16 protein-coding genes are annotated in these 22,595 nt (G+C 68.9%); 10 read left to right on the forward strand and 6 right to left on the reverse strand.

From position 1 onward, the window contains the following. Positions 1 to 156 precede the first annotated feature (156 nt). From ACFWF1_RS05140 to ACFWF1_RS05160, 5 genes are all read left to right on the forward strand, one after another. Positions 157 to 978 (forward strand): crotonase/enoyl-CoA hydratase family protein, encoded by an 822-nt coding sequence (locus ACFWF1_RS05140; RefSeq protein WP_379281942.1) that lies wholly within the window; start codon positions 157 to 159, stop codon positions 976 to 978. 89 nt (positions 979 to 1,067) lie between these two features. Then, a complete protein-coding gene (locus tag ACFWF1_RS05145; RefSeq protein ID WP_379281943.1) occupies positions 1,068 to 1,574 on the forward strand; it encodes a MarR family winged helix-turn-helix transcriptional regulator in 507 nt (168 codons plus the stop codon). Then, complete coding sequence (locus ACFWF1_RS05150; protein ID WP_379281944.1) at positions 1,571 to 3,379, forward strand: MDR family MFS transporter; 1,809 nt, start codon at positions 1,571 to 1,573, stop codon at positions 3,377 to 3,379. Before ACFWF1_RS05145 ends, ACFWF1_RS05150 begins: the two co-directional genes overlap by 4 nt. A gap of 85 nt (positions 3,380 to 3,464) precedes the next feature. After that, a complete protein-coding gene (locus ACFWF1_RS05155) occupies positions 3,465 to 4,721 on the forward strand; it encodes a sensor histidine kinase (RefSeq protein ID WP_379281945.1) in 1,257 nt (418 codons plus the stop codon). Beyond that, a complete protein-coding gene (locus ACFWF1_RS05160; protein ID WP_379281946.1) occupies positions 4,709 to 5,353 on the forward strand; it encodes a response regulator in 645 nt (214 codons plus the stop codon). The genes ACFWF1_RS05155 and ACFWF1_RS05160 overlap by 13 nt, the downstream gene beginning before the upstream one ends. Before the next feature lie 41 nt (positions 5,354 to 5,394). Here ACFWF1_RS05160 and ACFWF1_RS05165 read toward each other — a convergent pair whose 3' ends face one another. Both ACFWF1_RS05165 and ACFWF1_RS05170 read right to left on the reverse strand, forming a co-directional pair. Beyond that, positions 5,395 to 6,906: an alpha/beta fold hydrolase gene (locus tag ACFWF1_RS05165; protein WP_379281947.1), complete on the reverse strand. Its 1,512-nt coding sequence runs from the start codon at positions 6,904 to 6,906 to the stop codon at positions 5,395 to 5,397. Between the two features lie 70 nt (positions 6,907 to 6,976). After that, a complete protein-coding gene (locus ACFWF1_RS05170; protein WP_379281948.1) occupies positions 6,977 to 8,167 on the reverse strand; it encodes a serine hydrolase domain-containing protein in 1,191 nt (396 codons plus the stop codon). A 467-nt stretch (positions 8,168 to 8,634) separates the two neighbouring features. Between ACFWF1_RS05170 and ACFWF1_RS05175 the strand changes: the two genes are divergently transcribed. Further along, positions 8,635 to 11,694 carry a BTAD domain-containing putative transcriptional regulator gene (locus tag ACFWF1_RS05175; protein ID WP_379281949.1) on the forward strand — a complete coding sequence of 1,020 codons (3,060 nt, stop codon included), beginning with the start codon at positions 8,635 to 8,637 and terminating at the stop codon, positions 11,692 to 11,694. A gap of 40 nt (positions 11,695 to 11,734) precedes the next feature. Here ACFWF1_RS05175 and ACFWF1_RS05180 read toward each other — a convergent pair whose 3' ends face one another. After that, on the reverse strand, positions 11,735 to 12,226 hold the full coding sequence (locus ACFWF1_RS05180; RefSeq protein ID WP_357379777.1) for an inorganic diphosphatase: 492 nt from the start codon (positions 12,224 to 12,226) through the stop codon (positions 11,735 to 11,737). 173 nt (positions 12,227 to 12,399) lie between these two features. On the opposite strand from ACFWF1_RS05180, the gene dacB reads away from it, so the two are divergent. The 4 genes from dacB (at position 12,400) to hpt (ending at position 16,643) form a co-directional block, all read left to right on the forward strand. Continuing rightward, entirely contained in the window at positions 12,400 to 13,839 is a 1,440-nt protein-coding gene (gene dacB, locus ACFWF1_RS05185; RefSeq protein ID WP_379282320.1) for a D-alanyl-D-alanine carboxypeptidase/D-alanyl-D-alanine-endopeptidase, read from the forward strand. Between the two features lie 13 nt (positions 13,840 to 13,852). Beyond that, the gene (locus ACFWF1_RS05190) at positions 13,853 to 14,983 is read left to right on the forward strand and encodes a zinc-dependent metalloprotease (protein ID WP_379281950.1); all 1,131 of its coding nucleotides are present in this window, start codon (positions 13,853 to 13,855) and stop codon (positions 14,981 to 14,983) included. A 61-nt stretch (positions 14,984 to 15,044) separates the two neighbouring features. Further along, positions 15,045 to 16,037 (forward strand): tRNA lysidine(34) synthetase TilS, encoded by a 993-nt coding sequence (gene tilS, locus ACFWF1_RS05195; RefSeq protein WP_379281951.1) that lies wholly within the window; start codon positions 15,045 to 15,047, stop codon positions 16,035 to 16,037. Between the two features lie 54 nt (positions 16,038 to 16,091). Further along, positions 16,092 to 16,643, forward strand: a complete 552-nt coding sequence (gene hpt, locus ACFWF1_RS05200) for a hypoxanthine phosphoribosyltransferase (RefSeq protein WP_357379774.1) — start codon at positions 16,092 to 16,094, stop codon at positions 16,641 to 16,643. Here hpt and ACFWF1_RS05205 read toward each other — a convergent pair. The 3 genes from ACFWF1_RS05205 to ACFWF1_RS05215 are packed head-to-tail and all read right to left on the reverse strand — an operon-like array spanning position 16,640 to position 22,544. After that, a complete protein-coding gene (locus tag ACFWF1_RS05205) occupies positions 16,640 to 17,359 on the reverse strand; it encodes a cyclase family protein (RefSeq protein WP_379281952.1) in 720 nt (239 codons plus the stop codon). The two genes, hpt and ACFWF1_RS05205, sit on opposite strands and share 4 nt — an antisense overlap. After that, positions 17,356 to 20,010, reverse strand: a complete 2,655-nt coding sequence (locus ACFWF1_RS05210; RefSeq protein WP_379281953.1) for a serine/threonine-protein kinase — start codon at positions 20,008 to 20,010, stop codon at positions 17,356 to 17,358. Before ACFWF1_RS05210 ends, ACFWF1_RS05205 begins: the two co-directional genes overlap by 4 nt. Next, positions 20,007 to 22,544 carry a serine/threonine-protein kinase gene (locus tag ACFWF1_RS05215; RefSeq protein WP_379281954.1) on the reverse strand — a complete coding sequence of 846 codons (2,538 nt, stop codon included), beginning with the start codon at positions 22,542 to 22,544 and terminating at the stop codon, positions 20,007 to 20,009. Before ACFWF1_RS05215 ends, ACFWF1_RS05210 begins: the two co-directional genes overlap by 4 nt. Positions 22,545 to 22,595: the final 51 nt, after the last annotated feature.

Below are 22,595 nucleotides of genomic sequence, written 5' to 3' on the forward strand. Positions count from 1 at the left end.
GACCGGCCGCGTGATCGCGGTGTTGACGTCTGGGTGGCTGCAGCGTGTTGGCGGGGCCGCGAACGGCGCTCGCGAATCCACACTGTGCTGGTCGTAGGTGCGACCCATTCCTGGATGCGGAGTGCCTGTCTCCCGCCTGCTCGATACGCTGTACAAATGACTGATTGGCAGGCTTTCACCGTAGAAACGAAGGACCACGTCGCACAGGTGACGTTGACGGGTCCCGGCAAGGGCAATGCGATGGGCCCGGACTTCTGGCGGGAGCTGCCGGAGATCTTCCACGGCCTCGACGCCGACCCCGAGGTGCGCGCGATCGTGCTCACCGGCTCGGGCAAGCACTTCTCGTACGGTCTCGACCTGCCCGCGATGAGCGGCCTGTTCGGCCCGCTGATGGCCGACAAGGCGTTCGCCGCGCCGCGCACCGAGTTCCTGGTCGAGCTGCGCAAGTTGCAGGCGGCGGTGACCGCGGTGGCGGATTGCCGCAAGCCGGTGATCGCCGCGATCTCCGGCTGGTGCATCGGCGGCGGGCTGGACCTGATCGCCGCCGTCGACATCCGCTACGCCAGCGCGGACGCGAAGTTCAGCCTGCGCGAGGCGAAGGTCGCCATCGTCGCCGACATCGGGTCGCTGCACCGGCTGCCGGGCATCATCGGCGAGGGGCAGCTGCGCGAACTGGCCTACACCGGCAAGGACATCGACGCGGCGCGGGCGGAGAAGATCGGCCTGGTCAACGACGTTTTCGCGGATCAGGAGGCGGCGCTGGACGCGGCACACGCCACCGCACGCGAAATCGCCACGAACCCGCCGCTGGTGGTGCAGGGTGTGAAGGACGTGCTCGATCAGCGGAACAAGGACCAGGTGGCCGCCGGGCTGCGCTACGTGTCCGCGTGGAACTCCGCGTTCCTGCCGTCGGAAGACCTCACCGAGGCGATCAAAGCGGTGTTCGAGAAGCGGGCACCGGAGTTCAAGGGTAAGTAAAGCCCGGTAAATCACTTGCCCCAGTAGGAGGCTCGTCCGCATACTTGCATCGCGCAACTAATTGATTGATGCAAGCAAAGGTATAGGGTTTGGACGAGCAAACGATCGACACGATCGCGATGCAGCTCACCCGATTGCAGCGGATCCGTGACCGTACTGCGGCCCAGATCGGGACGTGGACGAAGGACGGGCTCGATCCGGCGGCATTCGCGACGTTGATCCGGCTGTGTCACGACGGGCCGATGCGATCGGGCGCGCTGGCCGATGTGTTGCATTCGGACGCGTCGACGGTCAGTCGTCAGGTGGCTCAGTTGGTCGGCAAGCAGTTGGTCGAGCGGCAGGCCGACCCGGCGGACGGCAGGGCCACCGTGCTCGTCGTCACCGATCGTGGCCGGACCGTCGCCGAAGAAGTCCGCAGGCGTCGCAACGAGAACCTGACCCGGGTGATGGCCGATTGGGAGCCGCAGTCCCGGGCCGTTTTCGCCGAAATGCTCCGGCAGTTCGTCGACGACTTCGAGCGCACCAGACCCGAGATGATCGCAGCGATGCGCCGCAATTGGGATCAGACCTTTACTGGGACGGAGAACAAGACATGACGACTGCTGAGAAGGTGGAGGCGCCACCCGCCTTTACCCATCGCCAGATTCTGGTGATCCTGAGCGGATTGATGCTCGGGATGCTGCTTGCGGCACTGGACCAGACGATCGTGTCCACCGCGATCCGCACCATCGCCGACGACCTCGACGGCTACTCGTTGCAGGCGTGGGCGACCACCGCCTACCTGATCACCGCGACGCTGGCGACGCCGCTGTACGGCAAGTTGTCCGACATGTTCGGCCGCAAGCAGTTCTTCATGCTGGCGATCGCGATCTTCATCGTCGGCTCGCTGCTGTGCACCATCTCCCAGTCGATGTACGAGCTGGCGGCGTTCCGTGCCGTGCAGGGCATCGGCGCGGGCGGTCTGATGTCGCTGGCGCTGACCATCCTCGGCGATATCGTCGGGCCGCGCGAACGCGCCAAGTACCAGGGTTACTTCCTCGCTGTGTTCGGCACCTCCAGCGTGATCGGCCCGGTGCTCGGCGGCGTGCTCGCCGGGCAGGACACGATCCTGGGCGTCAGCGGCTGGCGCTGGGTGTTCCTGGTGAACGTGCCGATCGGCCTGATCGCGCTCGCGGTGGTGTACCGGGTGCTCAAGCTGCCGAAGCGGCCGCATTCCACCGATCGGGTGGACTGGTGGGGCGTCTTCGTCCTCGCCGTCGGCCTGGTCCCGCTGCTCATCGTCGCCGAGCAGGGTCGCGAATGGGGTTGGGCCAGTGGGCGTTCCATTGCCTGCTATGTGATCGGTATCGCCGGTGTCATCGGCTTCGTGTTCGTCGAGAAGGCGCTGCGCGATGCGGCGCTGATCCCGCTGCGGATCTTCAAGAACAAGACCTTCGCGCTCGGCGTGGTGATCTCGTTCGTGGTCGGCGCCGGCATGTTCGGCGGCATCTCGCTGCTGCCGCAGTACCTGCAGGTGGTGCGCGGTGCCAGCCCGACGCTGGCGGGTCTGCAGATGCTGCCCATGGTGCTCGGCCTGATGACCGGCTCGGTGGTGTCCGGCCAGCTGATCTCGCGGACCGGCCGCTACCGCAGCTTCACCATCATCGGCGCGACCATGCTGACGCTGGGCCTGTTCCTGCTGCACTTCCTGACCGCCGACACCCCGCTGTGGCTCGCGATGATCTTCATGGCGTGCACCGGATTCGGGCTCGGCAACCTGATGCAGCCGCTCACCCTGGCGCTGCAGAACGCGTTGCCGCCCAAGGACATGGGCGTGTCCACCGCGGCCGCGACCTTCTTCCGGCAGATCGGCGGCACGCTCGGTGTCGCGGTGTTCCTGTCCATCCTGTTCTCCCAGCTGACCCCGAACATCTCCGACGAGATGCGCAGTGCGGCAGCCGATCCGGCATTCCAGCACGCGGTGGTCGAGGGTGCGCAGAGCAGTAACCCGGCCGATGTCGCGTTGTCGAAAGGCCTGCTCGCGCAGGACACTTCGGCAGCGGGCGCGGTGCTGAAGGACAGCTCGGTCATCCAGCAGCTCAGCCCGGACCTGGCCCGCCCGTTCAAGGTCGGCTTCGCGGAATCCATGTCGACGGTGTTCCTGTCGGCGACCGGTATCGCGTTGCTCGCGCTGATCCTCGTGCTGTTCTGGCGAGAAGTGCCGCTGCGCATGGTCAGCGGCATCCAGGCGGCCAAGGACGCGGCGGCCGGCGAGGCGAACTCGGCGATCGACGCGGAGGCCCGCGTGGTGGAGCAGGCCGGGCTGCTGCTCGGCGGTGGTGAGGCGGTGAGCCCGCCGAACGGCAGTGGCCGGCGCGACGGTGCCGCGGGCAGGTCGACGGACGGCTCCGGCTCGGCGTGACCGAAGCCGGTGTCACCGCGCCCGGGTCGATGAGGGACTCGGGCGCGGTGGCGTCCGCGCGGCAGCCACGGACCGCTCTGACAGCATGAACAGCGTGATGGTGGCCCTACGCGCAGTGCGCGACCGATTGCGGCGCCTGCCGGGCGCGATCGCTTACCTGGTGGTCGGCGTCGGCACGTCGGTGGTCGCGCTGTTCGCGGTGATCGGCCTGTTGCTCGTCGCCGGATTCTGTTTGCTCGGTGTCGGGATACCGGCTTTGCCCGAGGCTGTTCGGGTGGTCCGCCCATTGGTGTCGTTCGAACGGCGCAGGGCGGCAAAGCAACTCGGCGAGCCGATCGCCGAGGCCTATCAACCGCTCACCGGTGGGCTGCGGCAACGGGTGACCACCGTTTTCACCGACCCGGCCAATCGCCGCGACTTCGCCTGGCTGGTCGCTCAGGCGGTGACCGGCATGTTCGTCGGGCTCATCGCCGTCGCGTTGCCCGTCAGTGCGCTTGTTCAGCTCGCTACTCCGGCGATGTGGCAGCATGTTCCGCCCGGCGAGCTGACCAGCTACGGATTCGAGGTCGACTCGTGGCCACGGGCGGCGCTGAGCTTCCTCATCGCATTCCCCGTCGGCTTCTTGGCTCTGCAGGTCCCGCTCGTGGCCCGCTGGCAGGCGCTGCTGGCCCGCGCCCTGCTCGGCCCTGCCGAGGGGGTCGTGCTTGCCGACCGGGTCGCCGCGCTGACCGCGACCAGAGCCGCCGCGTTGGACGCGCACGGCGCGGAACTGCGCCGGATCGAGCGCGATCTGCACGACGGCGCGCAGGCGCGGATCGCGGCGGTGATCATGCAGCTCGGCCTGGCCGATCAGCTGCGCGAACAGGATCCCGAGGCGGCGGCAGGCCTGGTTCGCAAGGCGCAGGACACCGCGACGGCCGCGCTGGCCGAACTGCGTGACGTGGTGCGCAACGTGTATCCACCGGTGCTCTCGGATCGCGGGCTGGTGAGCGCGATCTCGGCGATCGCCGCGCGCAGCCCGATCCCGTGTGTGCTCGATTCGAGCGAGGTGGGCAGGCGGCCCGCGGCGGTGGAGGCGGCGGCCTACTTCGTCATCACCGAGGCGCTCACCAACGCCACCAAACATTCAGGCGCCGAAGGCCTTTCCCTGGTGCTGGGTGGCCCGCCCGAGCTGCTGCGGATCGAGATCCGCGACGACGGTGCCGGCGGTGCGGTCGAGACCTACGGCGGCGGCCTGGCCGGTATCCGGCGCCGGGCCGAGGCGCTCGACGGCAGCATGATGCTGACCAGTCCGCCCGGTGGCCCTACTGTGTTGCGGGTGGAGTTGCCGTGCGGGTCATGATCGCCGAGGACGATGCCCTGCTGCGGGAGGGTCTCGTCCTGTTGCTGAGTACCGCGGGCATCGAGGTGGTCGCGGCCGTGGACAACGCGGACGATTTCCTCGCCGCGGTGGCCGCGGACCGGCCGGACGCAGTGGTCGTCGACATCCGATTGCCGCCGACGTTCACCGACGACGGGCTGCGCGCGGCCGTCAGCGCCAGGAAGCTGCATCCCGGCCTGCCGGTGCTGGTGCTGTCGTCCTGGGTGGAGGACAGTTACGCCGCCGAACTGCTCGGCGACGGCGCGGGCGGCGTGGGCTATCTACTCAAGGAACGGGTCGGCAAGGTCGATCGCTTTCTGGATTCGCTGCGCCGGGTCGCCGCGGGCGGCACCGCCATGGACCCCGAGGTGATCTCGCAACTGCTGGTGCGGCGTAAGGCCGACGACCCGCTGGCGGCGCTGACCGCCCGCGAGCGCGAGGTGCTGGCGCTGATGGCCGAGGGACACAACAACGGGACCATCGCCGAGCGGCTGGTGGTCACCGAAGGTGCTGTGCACAAACACATTCGGAGCATTTTCGCGAAACTCGGGTTGTCCACCGAGGACGTCGGCCACCGTCGAGTGCTGGCCGTGCTTGCCTACCTGAACGCGTGAAGGCCTGAACCCGTTGGGGTTCAGGCCGTTACGCGTCGTGCTCAGTCGGCGTGGCAGGTGGTATCGGCGGCGGGCATGGTGCCGTCGCGCAGGTAGGTGTTCACCGCCGAGTACGTGCAGGCATTCTGGTAGCGCCCGAAGATCCAGTGGATCGGGACATCCTGGAGGGTGACCAGGCGGGAGCCGCTCAGGTTGTTGTGCAAGGCGACCGCGCCGGCGTACGCGGTCCGGGTGTCACCGGTGGACTGCACGATCAGGGCCGGCACCGAATTGCGCACCACGGTAGCCGGTTCGGCGGGCGGGGCCCAGAACGCGCACGGCGTGATGTTGTTGGTGAACGGGCCGAACACCGGCTGGGTGGGACGGGCGGCCTCGATATTGCGCCAATAGAATCCCGGATCCCGTGGTGCGGCCACATCGCCGCACAGGACGGCCATCTGCGACGAATTGTCTTGCGGCCGTGCCTTCAGCGCGTACCCCAGGGTGGCGTCCAATGTCTCGTCGAGTGCAACGGGTTTGCCCGCGGCGGCATCGGCGAGCGTGCGGACTTGACCGGCGAGCATCCCGTATTGCTCTGGGCTGTCCAGTCCGACGAACAGCACCAGCGGCAGCCAATGATCGTCGATCTCGTACTCGCCCAAGCGGATCGGCTTGTCCGCAGCCTGGCGGATGAGGTCCTGGACGGCGCCGCGGACCTGGGCCCGGTCGGTGCCGAAGTGGTATTCGCCGTCACGCGCCGCGACCCAGTCCGCCCACAGGTCGAGGGCGGCCTCATTGGCCGGTCCCATCGCCTGCATCATGCCGACGGTCCCGTAGTTGTCCGGATCCGCCGCGCTGTCCAGCACGATCCGGTCGCTGCGGTCGGGAAACATCTGGGTGAACACCGCGCCGAGGTAGGTGCCGTATGAGGTGCCGTAGTAGCTGATTCGGTCGACGCCGAAGATGCCGCGGATCACGTCCATGTCCCGCGCGGTGTTGCGGGTGGTGATGTAGGGCAGGCGAGCCGCTTCTGTGGTCGCGCAGCGTGCTGCCAGATCACCCTGCGCCGCAACCGATTCCGCGAAGCCTGTCGCGCCGACGCCCGCCGATCGCAGCCCCATGCCGACCGGCCAGCGGCATTGGATGGGGGAGGAGCGTCCGACGCCGCGCGGGTCCATGCCGATCAGGTCGTAGCGGGCCCGCACGTCGGGGGTCATCGCCTTGCCGACGTCGACCATGAAATCCAGGCCCGCACCGCCCGGCCCGCCGGGGTTGGACAACATGACGCCGCGCTTCTGCGCGGGATCGATGGCGGCTAGCCGGGATATCGCCACGGTGAGGGTAGACCCTTGCGGCTCAGCATAATTCAGTGGGACAGTGACATCCGCGCACTGTGCGCCCGCCGCAGCCAATTTCGGATCGCCGCAGGCCTTCCAGTCCAGCTGCTGGCTGTAGAAGCGGTCCAGTGCCGGGGCTGCCGGTTGCGCCTCGGCCTCGGGTCCGGCGCAGCCGAGCAGACCGGCACCGGCCACCAGCCCCGCCAAGGCGATCGCCAGCCCTTTCACGCGTCTCACTGATTCTCCTCGGAAGTCATTCGGCCGCAATCGATATCGGAGCAGCCGGGCTGAATGGCAGGACGGTCGATCACGAGGCGCACAGTGCGGCATCGAGCACGCCGCCGACCGCGTCGGCGCCCTCTTCGGTGGTCGGCAGCTGGTTCACCGTGACGGTCACCGCGGTGCCGTCGGCCAGCACGCCGTTGCGCGTCTCGAAGCCGGGAATGCTGCCGCCGTGCCCCCACACCTCTTTGCCGCACGGCGCGGTGCGATGGATAAGGGCGAGACCGTAGTCGGCCCCCGGCATCCGGTCGAACGGCACGGTGCGCTTCATCTCCGCCAATTGCGCCGGCGGCAAAAGCTTTCCGGCCAGCAATGCGGTGAAGAACCGGTTCAGGTCGGTCGCCGTGGCGACCATATCGCCCGCGGTGCCACCCCAGGACGGGTCGAGGTCGGTGAAATCGACCTGCTTGCCGCCCACGACGTGGTAGCCCTGAGCATGCGGGCCACGGATGGTCGTTTCGCGCGAGGCGGGCACATAGGTGTCGCGCAGGCCGAGCGGCTCGATGATCCGGCGGCTGATCTCGGCGGCGGCCGGATTGCCGGTCACCCGCTCGATCAGCAGGCCGGCCACCAGGTAGTTGGTGTTGGTGTAGACCGCTTTCGCGCCGGGTTCGAAGTTCGGCGGCGCGCTCATCGCCCGGCGGACCAGATCGGCCGCCTCGAAGTGCTGCCAGCGGAGGGCCTCGTCGTCCGGGTTCAGCTGTTCGGAATGATCCCGCTGGACGCCGTCGGCGGTGCCGTGGCCGAGGTAGTCCGGTATGCCGCTGGTGTGCTGCAGCAGCTGGCGCACGCTGATCCGGTTGCCGTCGTTGCCATTGCCCTGCACGACGCCGGGCAGGTAGCGCTCGATCGGCGTGTCCAGCTCGACTTTGCCCTCGGCGACCAGCTGCAGCACCACCGTCGACACGAATGTCTTTGTGTTGCTGCCGATCCGGACGCGGGCGTCGTCCGGGAACGGTGCCCGGGTGGTCAGGTCGCCGACGCCCGCGGTGAAGGTGCGATGGCCACCGGGTCCGTCGATCACCACCTGCACACCGGGAAATCCCTTGCGCACCACGTTGTCCAGTGCGGCGGCGACGGCGGTCGGTGGCGTCTTCGCCGGATCATCGGTCTTACCCGCCGACGTCTCACCGCCGCATGCGGACGCGGCAAGTACCGCGCCGACCACTGCGGCCGCGACGGCCGCCCTGCCGGAGTTGCGCCGAAATGGGTTCATGAGCAGTGCTTTCCTCCTGTTCGAGCCGGAAGGCATTGGTGCATCCCCGACGCTTTCGAGCCTAGGAATCGGCAACCGTCGCGCCCATGCCGCGCGCACCCGAATGCTGGGTATTGCCTGCGGGTGGCCGATGGTGGGGCTAGCACTACCGTGCGCGGTCGCTCAGCAGCGGTGGCGAGCACCGGGAGTGCGTGCAAACATACGGTGACCGGGATCTGTACATCTATTACCGATCTCAACTGTCGAAAAGGGCATCCGGCCGAGTCGGATGTCCTTTTTCGCGCACATACCAGCGTCGGATCAGTAAGCCGTCACGAAAAACTCATGAAACCATTGGTTGGATGTCTGGACGATGACGTCTGATCAGCAGTGGCTCATCGGTGACTTCGCTGGGGCGAGACCGCGGAAGACGTCGGACGATTGGCTACGTTCACTGGTGAACGATCGATGGTCGGAGAGAGAACCGAATGCTGAAGTTCGCTGTACTCGGCGAGGTGCGTGCGTGGCGTGATGAGCTGGAGCTCGATCTCGGCTCCAAACAGCGCCGAGCCTTGCTGGCAGCCCTGTTGCTGCGCAGCGGACGTTCGGCGACGGTGCCGGAACTCATCGACGGCGTCTGGGGCGAGCATCCGACGCCGAGCGCGATCGGCGCGCTGCGCAACCACATCCTGCACCTGCGCCGGGCGCTCGAGCCGGACCGGACGGCCGGTGCGCCCGCCACCGTGCTCGTCGGGTTCGGCGGCGGCTACGCGCTGCGGCTGCCACAGGGCGCGGTCGATGTGGAGATGGTCGAGGACATACTGCTCGAGGTGCAGCCGGACCGGATCGATGCGGAGTCGGCGCACGCGGTCGAGCTGATCCGCGAACGGCTCGACGCCGCGCTGCGGCTCTGGTCGGGCACGCCGCTGGCCGGGCTGCCCGGCCCCTACGCGGACCGGCAGCGCACGCAGCTGATCGAACGGCGGGTCGCGCTGCTGGAACAGCGCATCGAGCTGGACCTGCGCCTCGGCCGCTATCCGGAGGTGATCGCCGAGCTGACACCGCTGTGCGGTGAGCACCCGATGCGCGAGCAACTGCGCGGCCTGTTGATGACCGCGCTGTATCACGCGGGCAGACAGGCCGAGGCGCTCGCGGTGTACGCCGACACCCGAAAGGTGCTCATCGAACGACTCGGCATCGAACCCGGACAGCAGCTCGCCGAGCTGCACCAGCGCATCCTGCGGGCAGATCTGCCTGCGCCACAACGGGATACCGAGAGCGAAGCGGTCATCGTGCGACCGCCGCGCCGCACGGTGGGGCGGGTCGCGCAGTTGCCCGCCGACGTCGTCGACTTCACCGGCCGCGCCGACACGGTCCGGCGGATCAGCGAATGGCTCACCCGCGCAGACGGTTTCGCGGTACCGGTGTGCGTGATCGGCGGCATGGGCGGGATCGGCAAGAGCGCGCTCGCGGTGCACGTCGGTCATCGCGTCCGTGACCGGTTTCCGGACGGACAGCTGCATGTCGACATGCACGGCTTCGCGCAGGCCCGCGGCCGCGGGCCCGGCACTCGATCCGGCACCCCGGCCGCGGACACGCTCGGTGATTTCCTGCGCGCCCTCGGCGTTCCGGAGGGCGAGATCGCGCCGACCCTGGCGGAGCGTTCGGCCCAGTTCCGCAGTTTCCTGGATGGCAAGCGGGTGCTCGTGGTGCTGGACAACGCGCGCGACAGCGACCAGGTCGCCCCGCTGATTCCGGGCACTCCCGGCTCGGCGGTGCTCATCACCAGTCGCTCATCGATGCCCGAATTGCCTTGCGTGGTGGGCGTTCTCGGCGTGCGGCTCGATGTGCTGTCCCGGGCCGAGGCGCGCATCCTGCTCGCCGGAATCGCGGGCTCGCGTCGCGTCACCGCCGAGCCCGCCGCGGTGGACAGCGTGCTCACCGCGTGCGGCGGGCTGCCGCTGGCGGTCCGGATCATCGGCGCGCGGCTGGCGGCCCGGCCGAACTGGAGCATCAGCAGCCTGGCCGAGCGGCTGGACGACGCGAAGCAGCGGCTCGGCACCCTGCGCAGCGGCGACCTGGCGGTCGAGGCGGCGTTCCGGCTCAGCTACGACCAGCTCGATTGTGCTCAGGCCAGGGCCTTTCGGCTGTTGGCCACGCCGGAGGTCGCGGAGCTCTCCCTGGACGGCGCGGCCGCGATCCTCGGCTCGGATCGGATGCTGGTCGAGGAGCTGTGTGAGTCGCTCGTCGACCTGAACCTGATGGAGACCAGCGCGTCCGGGCGCTACACCTATCACGATCTGCCCCGCCTGTTCGCCCGCGAGCTGCACCTCGGCCCCGACGTCGCCGAGCCGGTGTCCGGGGTGCTGATCCGCCTGCTCGACTTCTATCTGGCCACCATGAAAAACCTGATGGTGGTGTGCAATCCGGGCTCACGACTACCGGAACACCTGGCGCCCACCACCGCTGCCGGACTGTCGTTCCCCGACAGCATCGCCGCGCAATACTGGCTCGACGTCGAGCGACCGAACCTGATCTCGCTGTACGAACAGATCGCCAGGATCGGTGGTCCCGCGCTCGCGCTGGCCGCCGATATCGCCTGGGCCACCGCGGAATTGATCGACGGCGGGCCGCACTGCCAGGAGCTGTCCCGGGCGCTGGACAAGCTGCTCGACGCGGGCGTGCGGGCAGGCGACCGTCGCGTCGAATGCCGGATCCGGGTCACCCTGGGCACGATCTACAGCTACTCGCTCGGCACGCTGCGCCAAGGCCGCGATCACGTGCGCATCGCGCTGTCGCTGCCGCCGGCCTCGGCAAGTGACGTGCGACTGACCGCGTTCGCAGGCCAGCTGCTCGCCTCGTCCACCAGGATGGGCACCGAAACGGCGGCCTCGATCGCGCACGCCGAACGCGCGATCCGGCTGGCCAGGCGGGTCGAGGATGCCGCGGTCGAATGCGCCAGCCTGGTGCACATGGCCAAAACCCTGTCGGACGCAGGGGAATACGCGCAATCCCAGGAACGGGCGACGGAGGCGAAGACCCTGGCCGCCAAGATCGGCAATGCCGCGCTCGAAGCGATGGCGACGCACGAGCTAGGCGCGAGTCGCGGCTATCAGGGCGACCATCGGCACGCGATCGAGCTGTGCCGCGAGTCGGTCGAGCTGGCCCGGCTCAGCGGAGTGGAGTTACGCGAAGGCTGGGCGCTGGCGCGGCTGGCGCACGTGTACATGATGGCCGGGCAGTTGACGCAGGCCGAACCGATCGCCGACGCGGCCATTCGCATGCTCAACCGCGCGATCGGCCCGCTGTCCAGGGCGCGCGTGCTGGTGATGCACGGGCTCATCCTGCAGGCGGCCGGCCGGACCCATCAGGCGTATTGCGTATACCGTTCGGCGGCAGAGGCTTTCGCCCTCATGGAGGACGCGCACTTCACCCACGAACGGCTCAACGGCCAGGTGGAGGCGCCGATTCTGGCGCTGCTCGGCGAGCACCTCGACCAGGTGATCGCCGAACGCACTCAGCGCCGCGCCGCCACCGGCTCGGCGTGAGCGGGAAGCCACCGACGGACTTCCCGCGCACCAAGCCGGCTCAGTGGCCGCCGTTGTCCTTCAGCCGCTGGATCGAGGCCGTCACCTCGGCCTCGGCCTCGGTGCGGCCGACCCACTCCGAGCCCTTGACGAACTTGCCGGGCTCGAGATCCTTGTACCGCTCGAAGAAGTGCTTGATCGCGGCCAGCTCGAACTCGGGCACATCCTTCAGGTCCTGGATGTGCTCCCAGCGCGGATCGCCGGCCGGCACGCACAGCACCTTGTCGTCGCCGCCTGCCTCGTCGACCATCTTGTACATCGCGACCGGGCGCACCTCGATGAGGCAGCCGGGGAACACCGACTCGGGCAGCAGGACCAGCGCGTCCAGCGGGTCACCGTCCTCGCCGAGGGTGTTCTCGATGTAGCCGTAGTCGGCGGGGTAGACCATGGACGTGTAGAGGTGCCGATCGAGCCGGACCCGTCCGGTCTCGTGATCGACCTCGTACTTGTTCCGAGAGCCCTTGGGGATCTCGATGGTGACGTCGAACTCCACGCCATCTCCTTCGGTGCATCTATGAGCATGGGCAGTCACGACTGCCGACTCGCCAGGTTGTTCGGGGGAACGGTTGCGCAACGAGGATAGTGTGGTCGGCGGGGACATGGGTGCGGCAGGCGGCTGCTGCGGAAATCAGTCGAGGAGAGCTGCGGGCTGTGGTTGGTAAGAACATCGGTGGCTTGGCTGCCCGGCGGCGCCGCAATATCTGGATCGGACTCGGCGTGACGCTCGCCGTCGTCCTCGCGGCGGGTGGTGGCGTACTGCTCACGGTCAAGCCGTGGACCGACGAATTCCGGCACGGCGGGCTGACCACGGCCGCGCCGCCCGCACCGGTCAAACCGTATCCGCAGATGGCTCCCGCGCCGTCGAACGCACCCGCGCCGAGCCCGGCCGGGATCGCCGCCGCGCTCGCGCCGGTCCTCGGCAATCCCGATCTCGGCGCCTTCGCCGGGCAGGTGACCGACGCCGACAGCGCGACGGTGCTGTGGAGCGGCGACCCGGGCCGGCCGATGATTCCGTCGTCGACCGCGAAGATCCTGACCACGGCCGCCGCGCTGCTCACGCTGCCGGACAACCATCGGCTGATCACCAAGGTGGTGGCCGGGACCGCGCCGAACGAGCTGGTGCTGGTCGGCGGCGGCGATCCGACGCTCACCGCCGAGCCGGAAGGCAAGGGCTACTACCCGAACTCCGCGCGGGTGTCCGATCTGGTCGCCCAGATCAAGAATTCGGGCCGGGCCGTCGACACGATCGTGGTCGACACCTCGGCCTATGCCGGGCCGAGCATGGCGAAGGGCTGGGACCCGGTCGACATCCACGACGGCTCGATCGCGCCGATGGAGTCGGTGATGATCGACGGCGGCAGGCTGCAGCCGCAGGTCGAGTACTCGCCGCGCACCCCGACGCCCGCGCTGGACGCCGGGCGCAGGCTGGCCACCGAGCTCGGTCTCGACCCGGCCAAGGTGCGTGCGGGCACCGCGTCGCCCGCCGCCGCCGCGGTGGCGAGCGTGCAGTCGGCGCCGCTGCGCGACCGGCTGCGGGACATGATGGTCTACTCCGACAACATTCTCGCCGAGGCGGTCGGGCGCGAGATCTCCGTCGCCAACGGCGGCGAGGCCTCGTTCAGCGGCGCGGTCGACGCGGTGCGCACCGCGCTCGGCAAGGCGGGCTTCGACCTGGCCGGGCTGGACATGCAGGACAACAGCGGTTTGTCGGTGGACGACCGCATCCCGGCCAAGCTGCTCGATCGGGTCATCGCGACCGCGGCCAAGCCGAACGCGTCGACGGCCGTCCAGCCCGCTGACACCATGGCCCGACCCGAAAACGACCGGCTCGCATCCACTTTGGCGCCGCTGCTGGACGACCTGCCGATCGCGGGCGCGACCGGGTCGCTGACCAGCCGCTATGTCGAGCGCAACCGGCAGGGTGCCGGTTTTGTCCGGGCCAAGACCGGAACTCTGTCGGTGTCCAGCGCGTTGGTCGGGTATGTGCTCGACGCCGACGGGCGGGTGCTGACCTTCGCGTTGATGTCGAACGATCGACCGCCGGAGGTGAGCAGGCCCGCCCTCGACGCGATCGCAGGCACGCTACGCAACTGTGGATGCTCGTGACGGGTGGTTGACAATGCACGGAGAAATTTCCGACCCAGCTGATGCGGGCCAGGGTTCAGTCGAGCCCGTGGCCGCCGGTGCGGTCGAGAAGACCAAGGGCCGCTCGGGGTTCTCCGGTGCCGTCGACTGGAAGCTGGCCGCGAAGACCGGTGCCGCGTTGGTGCCGTCCGGCCCGCGTACCTCGCGTTACTCGGCCGAGCAGGTGGTCGCCGAACTGGCCGTCGCGTCCGAGCGCGCCGAAGGACCGGTCCGGGAAGTGAGCGGGCTGCTCGACGATCAGCCGGTGCCCGCCGCCCGGATCGTCGACCGGCCGGGCTGGATCGAGGCGGCCGCCGACTCGATGGGCCAGCTCACCGGCACCGGCGGGGACACCGGCGAACGCGGCCTGCTGCAAGGCAAACCGGCCGGCGTGCAGGCGGGCGCGATGCTGGCCTTCCTGTCCACCGCGATCCTCGGCCAGTACGACCCGTTCACCGGGCCGGACGGCACGCTGCTGCTGGTCGCGCCGAACATCATGGCGGTGGAGCGCGCGCTCGGCGTCTCGCCCAGCGACTTCCGGCTCTGGGTCTGCCTGCACGAGGTGACGCACCGGGTGCAGTTCTCCTCGGCGCCCTGGCTGGCCGACTACATGCGCGCCAATGTCGAGGTGCTCGGCGACGTCGGCGACGAACCGCTCAACGAGATGCTGTCCCGACTGGTCGAGGAGGTCCGCGACCGTCGCCGCGGCAGCACGCCCGACGATCCCGCCGCCCGCGGCGTGGTCGGTCTGCTGCGAGCCACGCAGGCCCCGCCGCAACGCGAGGCCCTCGATCGGTTGCTGATGCTCGGCACGCTGCTGGAAGGCCACGCCGACCACGTCATGGACGCCGTCGGTCCCGCCGTGGTGCCCTCGGTCGAACAGATCCGCTCCGCGTTCGACCAGCGCCGCAAGCGTCCGACCAACCCGCTGCAGCGCATCATGCGCGCGTTGCTCGGGGTGGACGCGAAGGTCGCGCAGTACGTGCGCGGCAAGGCGTTCGTGGACGACGTCGTCGGCCGGGTCGGCATGGAACGCTTCAACACCATCTGGACCAATGCTGAAACCCTGCCCCGCACAGACGAAATCGAGCATCCCGAACGCTGGGTCACCCGCGTCCTCGGCTGACGCCGCGACCACCCGGTCAGCGACTCCTCGAACCTCGAGGTGGGGTCGGTACGCTCCGGTTATGGGTGGACCAGTGGCCGAGCCGCGCCGGTTGCCGGAGACGGCGGCGGTGCTGGTGGTCCGGCGTGCGGTCCGGGACTGGGTCGCTGCGTACGCACCGGGTGAGGATGTCGTAGTAGCACTGTCGGGCGGAGCGGATTCCCTGGCGCTCACTGCCGCGGCTGTGGTCGAGGTGGAAGCGGTCGATGCGGTCGTGATCGACCATCAATTGCAGGTGGGTTCCGACGTGGTCGCGGCTGCGGCTGCTGCGGCGGCGCTGGCACTCGGCTGCCGCTCGGCTCGGGTGATCCCGGTCGAGGTCGGCGACGAAGGCGGGCTGGAGGCAGCCGCACGACAGGCTCGGTATGCGGCACTGGACGCAGCACGGGGTGGGCTGCCGGTGCTGCTCGGGCACACCCTCGACGATCAGGCGGAAACCGTATTACTCGGATTGGCGCGTGGATCGGGCGGACGGTCGATTCACGGGATGGCCGAGTGGACGCAGCCTTGGGGCCGGCCGTTGCTCGGGGTGCGGCGGTCGGTGACTCGGCAGTTGTGTGCGGACGTGGACGTGTCGCCGCACGAGGATCCGCACAACGCATCACCCGAGTTCACCAGGGTTCGATTGCGCACCGAGGTGCTGCCGTTGCTCGAGGAGGTGCTCGGCGGTGGAGTCGCCGGCGCGCTCGCGCGGACCGCCGAACAGTTGCGCGAAGACGGGGCGGTGCTCGACGCGCTCGCGGGTGAGCTGCTGCACACCGCGAGTGATGGCGCGGCGCTGTCGATCGAGACGCTCGCCACTGCGCCCGCCGCGCTGCGCCGCCGCGCGATCCGGGCCTGGTTGCTGGCGGGTGGCGCGAAAGCCCTGACCGGCAAGCATTTACACGCGGTGGACGAGCTGATCACCAACTGGCGCGGGCAGGGTGGGATCGCGGTCGGCGGCGGGCGCGCGGGTAGCAGGTTGGTCGCGGCGCGCGAACGTGGCAGGCTGACACTGCGTCTGCGCAGCGGTTGATGACACATAATGGGTCGGCCGTCCGGGAGCGAAAACCAGAAGGGAACAGCTGACGTGTACGGGGACGACATCGCGTCTGTTCTGATCACCCAGGAAGAGATCGCCGCCAAGACGAAGGAGCTGGCCGAGCTCATCGCCAAGCGGTATCCCGCCGACGCCCCCGAGGGGGATCTGCTGCTGGTAGGCGTGCTCAAGGGCGCGATCTTCTTCATGACCGACCTGGCCAAGGCGTTGCCGATCCCGACCCAGCTGGAGTTCATGGCCGTCTCGTCGTACGGGTCGTCCACCTCGTCCTCCGGCGTGGTCCGCATCATGAAGGACCTGGACAAGGACATCGCCGGGCGCAATGTGCTGATCGTCGAGGACATCATCGACTCGGGCCTGACGCTGTCCTGGCTCAAGCGCAACCTATCCACCCGCAACCCGGCCTCGCTCGAGGTGGTCACCCTGCTGCGCAAGCCGGACGCGCTACGCACCCATGTCGACGTCGCGCACGTCGGCTTCGATATCCCGAACGAATTCGTCGTCGGCTACGGCCTCGACTACGCGGAGCGCTACCGCGACCTGCCCTACATCGGCACCCTCGACCCGAAGGTCTACTCCTAGCGGTCCGGCAGGATGCCGAAAATCGTTGCGGGGGAGCCGGAGCCGCGTCGGTAGAGCGGCCCGCCGACCAGGATCCAGGCGCCGGTCGCGGGGATCGCGGCCAGGTTGGCCAGGCATTCCAGGCTGATCCGGTGCTCGCCGTAGAGCAGTCTGGAGACGGCGTAGGTGTCGTCGGTACCCAGGTCCGGGCCGAAGGTGTCGATGCCTAACGCGCCGCGGTGGCCGAGCCTGCCGGTGCGCAGCAGCCATTCGATCGTCTCGACCGCGAAACCCGGCTGATGGTCGGCGAATTCGGCGGTGCCGATGAATTCCGGGGTGCCCCACTTGCTGTCCCAGCCCGTCCAGGCGATCACCGCCGCGCCGTTCGGGATGCGCCCGTGCCGTCCCTCCCACTGCTTCAGATCGGTGACGGTGATGGCGTAGTCACGATCGCGGTCGCACGCCTCGCGGACATCGATCTTCACCGCGGGCAGCAGCAGATCGTCCAGGTCCAGCTGGTCGGCGCCGAGGCCGTCGGAGTGAAAGTGAATCGGTGCGCCCCAATGGGTTCCGGTGTGCTCGCCCTGCTGGATATAGCGCAGGTAGTAGCCGTCGTTGGCGACCGTCGCGACGATGTCGGTGCGGAATTCCGGATCGTCCGGATACAGCGGCGTGGTCGCCGGATCGTGCACATGCGACAGGCTCACCAGCCGCCCGAGCGGACGCGGCGAGGTCATCGTTTCCGCTGCGGGATGGCCCGCGCGAGCGCGAGCAGGTCGGCCTCGAGCCAGCGGAACAACCGGTAGGTAACCACGAAAGCCAGAATGCCACCGACGCTGAGCAAGCGCACCGGAACGATCACCAACTCCAGGTCCCCGGCGTCGACGAAGGTCGCGCCCGCCACCCCGAGCAGCGGCACCGACGCCGCGACGCCGAGGTAGAAGTTGCCGCGCCGGGCCAGATTTCGCAGCTGCCGCTCGTCGCCGGGCCCGATGCCGCCGCGCACCAGCAACTGTGGATACACCGAGCGGACCGCGTAGACCATGATCGGGAAGAACGGATAGGCCAGCGCGATGGCCGCGCAAACCACCTGTGCCGCAAAGAAATGCAGGAACGTCTTCGGGGGCAGGTCGACACCGGTGAAAGCCAGGCCGAGCGGCCAGATCACGCCGGCGGCGAGCCAGAAACCGAACGGCACCAACACCGCCCAGTCGCCCATCAGCAAGGTGTCGCGGCGCGCCTTGGCCAGCGTGCGCGCGGAATACTCACGGCCGCGGGCCAAGCGGAAGCCGATGGTCAGCGGCCTGCGAGTGAGAAAGATCAGCAGCAGCGCCGCGACCGGGAAGGCGATCAGGTTGTTGACCAACCCGACGGTGGCGAACTTGTGCTGGTCGACCTCCGACATCCGGTCGATGATCAGCGACTGGTTCAGCTGGATGTTGTACCAGCTCGCGAGCACGTTCGGCACGCCGATACACAGGGCCGCGAACGGAATCAGCCAGCCGCGCGCCCGGTGGGCCAGACTGGTCGGCGGCGGATCGGCCAGGTTCCGCGCGCGGGCGTCCAGGCACAGGTCGAGCTGCCCGGCCAGCTCGGCGCCGTTGCGCCAGCGGCGTTTCGGGTCGGCGGCCAGGCAGTCCAGCAGCACGCGGCGCAGGGACGCCGGTGTGTCCGCGGGCAGCCGGGATTGGGTGGCCGCGCTGACGCCGTCGCGGCGGACGGCCAGCATGCGCGCATAGGCCTCGGCGGGTGTCTCGCCTGCTCGCGGGGTGTCCTCGAACGGGCTTGCGCCCGTGAGCATTTCCCACAGCAGCACGCCCAGCGAATAGATATCGCTGCGGGTGCCCGCCGCGGGCGCGGCCGGGTCGAGCAGCCGGGCCAGCTGCTCCGGCGACCGGTACGGCAGCGAATCATCCACGGGTTGAGCTGGATTCGCCGCGACCGGGCGCGGACCCGACTCGCTCAGCGCGAAATCGGCCAGCTTCGGAATGCCCTCAGCGGTGAACAGCACGTTCGCGGGTTTGAGGTCGTGATGCAGCACCCCGTGGTGCTCCGCGTAATCCAGCGCGTCGGCCAGCCGCCTGCCCACCCAGGCCACCGTCTCCGGCCAGCTCAGCGCCCCGATCTCGGCCCGCACACTCGAATCCGACGGCCGGATCTCGCCTTTCGCCTCCATCGCCGCATCGATGGCCCGCAACAGCAGCGCGCCACCGTCGGACGCCGGGCCGGTGCGCCGCTGGTCGAGCACGCCGAGCGCGGTGCCGCCGGGCAGGTACTGCATGTAGACGAGGCGGGGCGCGGCGGCGCCGAGGAGGGCGCGACCGGTGTCGACCGGTGTGCCGCCGTCTCGGGCAATGCCGGGGAACGGGTCTGTTCGGGTAGGTCGTGGGAAATCGGTGCTGCGGCCGCGCGGGGCGGCTACGGTCGCGTTGTCGTGCTGGCTCAGCGGATTACCGCTGAGCGCAGTCGAGTCGGCGTCCATCGGGCCGGCGACGGTAGCGTCGCCGCCCGAGGGGCCACCGTCGCGCACAGTGTTGTCTGGGCCGCTGGGCGCGCTGGCGACCGTGGCGTCGTCGGTCGCGGAGCTGGCGCGGTCGGGTTCGGTGGGGTCTTCTGGGCGGGAGCGTTGCACGCTGTGGAAGCCCGGCGGCTTCGATCGGGCGCCCGGTCGAGCACCGGTGTCGCGGACGGAATCGGCTGTCTCCCAGTCGAACGGGTCGTCGCGGTCGGCGGCGGGCTCGGTGCTCAGCAGCCGCTGGTCGAAAACTCGGACGATGTGCGCGTGATCGAGTTGCGCCATGGTGTGCGGTGCGCTGGCCCGGCCCGCCGAAAGGCGCACCGCGACAAGCCGTTGCATGGAGCGCTGCCTGGCCAGAAAGACTCGGCCGAGCACGCCGGTGCCGAGGTCGGTGATCAGGTCGAAGTCGTCGATCTGCCGACCAGGGGCCAGATCGGCCAGTGCGGCAACGGCTTCGGCCGATTCCGCCGCGCCGAAGTCATCGGTGCTGTCATCGATGGCGAAGGCGGCGAGGCGTTCACGCACCTCGTCGGCGAGTTCCGGGTACTCGGTGAGGAATTCCTCGATGGTCAGCGGTGCGTGGCGGCGTCGCGCCAGGAACTCCTCGCAGAGCAGGTCGGTCAGCGCGGGACAGTGCTCGACCTCCGGAAATTCCTTGCGGTACTCGGCGATCCGCTTGCCGAGGTCGGCGGCCCTGGCCCAGCGCTCGCGCAGGTCGATGCGCAGCAGATCGGCGAGCACCGCGAGGCGCACCTGGGTGCCGTCGGGCACGTAGTCCGCGAGCCGCGGCGGCGCGAACGGATCAGCGCGCAGGCTGCGTTGCCAATCGTCGGCGAACCGGGCGACGGCGTCGGCGCGCGAGGAGGTCACGTGCGCGTCTCCGGCCCGATCGGCCCGCTGTCGTCGAAGTCCACTGTCACAACGGTATTCGTGCCCGCCGACTCCGGCGCGACGACGCGCTCCAGCGCCCGCAGATCGGCCTCCAGCGCGCGGAACAGCAGATAGGAGCCGACGAACGCGACGATGCCGCCCGCGCACAGCACCCGAACGGCGAAGATCACCATCGGAATATCGGACGGCGGCAGGAAAGTCACGCCCGCCACCGCGAGCAACGGCACTGACGCGGCGACCGCCAGATAGCCATTGCACCGGCGATCGAGCCCGCGCAGCCAGATCGCGTCCTCGGGGCTGATGTCGCCGTGCCGGAGGAACAGCGGATAGATGCAGCGCACCATGTAGAAGGTCAGCAGGAAGAACGGATACGCCACCGCGATGGCACCGCACACCACCAGCGACGCGAGGAAGTGCACGATCGCCCGCGCGGGCAGGTCACCGGTCACCAGTTGCAGCGTGACCGGGAAGGTGATGCCGGACAGCACCCACAGCGAAAACGCAACGGCCACCGCACGATCGCCGAGCAGTAGCGCGTCCCGTCTGGCATTGCGCAACGTCTCCGGGTCGTAGCGTCGTCCCTTGCGCAGCCCGCGCGGCACTGTCAGCAAAGACCGGGACATGTACACCACGATCGCGATGCCGGTGGGAAAGAACACCCCGTTCACCACGCCGGTGATGACCACGAAGCTGTGCTGGGCCTGCTCGGTCAGCCTGCTGATGATCAGGTGCTGGTTGTGCTGGATGTTGTACAGCGAGGCAAGCACATTCGGCAGTCCGACCGACAGCAGCGTGACCAGCACCATCCACGGCCGCAGCCGCAGCCGCCAGCTGTTCGGCGCCGGATCGACGAGCTCGCGGGCCCTCGCGTCCAGGCACAGCTCGAACTGCCGCGCCAGCACCGACCCGTTCGCCCACCGCTTCGTCCGCTCCGGCTCCAGGCAGCTGAGCAACACCCGGCGCAGCGCCGCCGGGCAATCGGCCGGAACCCGTTCCAGCGCAGCCGCGTCCACCCCGCCGCTGCGCCGCTCCAGCATGGCCTCGAGTGTCGTGTCGTCGCCGGGATTGTCGGCGCCCGCGGTGCTGTCGTCGAACGGTTTCGCGCCGGTGAGCAGTTCCCACAGCACCACCCCGAGCGAGTAGATATCGGCGCGCGTGTCCAGATCCGCCGCGCTGCGGCCGAATCCGGGATGGCAGGCCTCCAACTGCTCCGGCGACATGTACGCCAGCGAGCCGCCGAAATAGGCCACCGGACTGGTGCCCTCGACATTGCGGCTGAAGCTGATGTTGAAGTCGGCGAGCTTGGGCACCGCCTCGGCGGTGAGCAGCACATTGGCCGGTTTCACGTCGCGGTGCAGCACCCCGTGCGCGGACGCGTAGTCCAGCGCCTCGGCCAGCCTGCGGCCGAGCCACGCCACCGTCTCCGGCCAGCTGAGCGCGGCGATCTCGGCGCGCACACTGGAATCCGTCGGCCGGATCTCGCCCTTCTCCTCCATCGCCGCGTCGACCGCGTCCAGCAGCAGCTGACCGCTGCGTTCGGCGGGCGGGGTGGCGCGCACCCAGCGCAGCACGCCGAGCAGCGTGCCGCCGGGCAGGAACTGCATGTAGAGCAGGCGCAGCCGGCGCGCGGGACCGGCGTCGTCGAGCAGACGCTGATCGAAGACCCGCACGATGTAGTCGTGGTCGAGCTGGGCCAGCGTCTGCGGCTCGGTGCCGTGATCGGTGGAGATCTTCACCGCGACCAGCCGCTGCAGCGAGCGCTGCCTGGCCAGGAAGACGCGGGCGAACGCGCCGCTGCCCAGCCCGGTCAGCAGGTCGAAATCATCGATCCGCTGGCCGATTTCGATCCGGTCGAGCGCGTCGAGCCGGCCCGGTCCGGTGCCGATCGTGGTGGGAATGGCTGTCGCCGTTCCCGTCAGATCAGTGGTGGTCGCTCGGGTCACTTCTGAACCACGAGTCGACTCAGTGGTTCGGTTCAATTCGTTATCGACGAACGCGGCTCTGGTGCGCGCGAGCGCGGTCAGCGTGGAATCCTGCAGCGCCGCCCGCCGGGTGCTCTGTTCGACATCATCGGCGTTCAGCAGTGCGCGCAGTTCGGTCGCCTGGTGTGGATATTCACGCAGGCATTCACGCGGATCCACCCGTTCGCCGCTGTGCCTGCGGATGACGAACTCCTCGTACACCAGACCGGCCGGGATACTTCCGGGCTGAAGTTCGGGAAACTCGGTGCAGTATTCAGCGAGCCGTTTACGGGTGTCCTGGTTCGCGCCGAGCACGGTCCGGCGCAACCAGCGATGCCGCAGGTCGACGCGGATCAGCTCGACCAGCGCCTCGGTGCGCAGCGTCCGCGCATCGGGCAAATACTCGGCGATCTCGGGCGGGCGGCGGGTGGATTCATCGACGGCGTCTTCCCAGGCGGCGGAGAAGGCTGCCACGGCGTTGAATTCGGTACGCAGCGGGTGGTTGCCGAAACCAGCGGCGGAATCGGAACTTCTATCGGAGTTGGCACTCATTCTCGGACCTAGTGGCTCGGCGGACACCGAAGAATCCGCACTGGTCGGTCG

It is taken from the genome of Nocardia sp. NPDC060255 (assembly GCF_042727395.1).
Lineage (GTDB): Bacteria > Actinomycetota > Actinomycetes > Mycobacteriales > Mycobacteriaceae > Nocardia.

Excerpts from the sequence above, each read along its gene's own strand:
- ACFWF1_RS05205 (WP_379281952.1), bottom strand. The coding sequence starts at position 17,359 with ATGACCTCGCCGCGTCCGCTCGGGCGGCTGGTGAGCCTGTCGCATGTG.
- ACFWF1_RS05140 (WP_379281942.1), top strand. The coding sequence starts at position 157 with ATGACTGATTGGCAGGCTTTCACCGTAGAAACGAAGGACCACGTCGCA.
- ACFWF1_RS05155 (WP_379281945.1), top strand. The coding sequence starts at position 3,465 with ATGAACAGCGTGATGGTGGCCCTACGCGCAGTGCGCGACCGATTGCGG.
- ACFWF1_RS05170 (WP_379281948.1), bottom strand. The coding sequence starts at position 8,167 with ATGAACCCATTTCGGCGCAACTCCGGCAGGGCGGCCGTCGCGGCCGCA.
- ACFWF1_RS05190 (WP_379281950.1), top strand. The coding sequence starts at position 13,853 with ATGCACGGAGAAATTTCCGACCCAGCTGATGCGGGCCAGGGTTCAGTC.
- tilS (WP_379281951.1), top strand. The coding sequence starts at position 15,045 with ATGGGTGGACCAGTGGCCGAGCCGCGCCGGTTGCCGGAGACGGCGGCG.
- ACFWF1_RS05175 (WP_379281949.1), top strand. The coding sequence starts at position 8,635 with ATGCTGAAGTTCGCTGTACTCGGCGAGGTGCGTGCGTGGCGTGATGAG.
- ACFWF1_RS05150 (WP_379281944.1), top strand. The coding sequence starts at position 1,571 with ATGACGACTGCTGAGAAGGTGGAGGCGCCACCCGCCTTTACCCATCGC.
- ACFWF1_RS05215 (WP_379281954.1), bottom strand. The coding sequence starts at position 22,544 with ATGAGTGCCAACTCCGATAGAAGTTCCGATTCCGCCGCTGGTTTCGGC.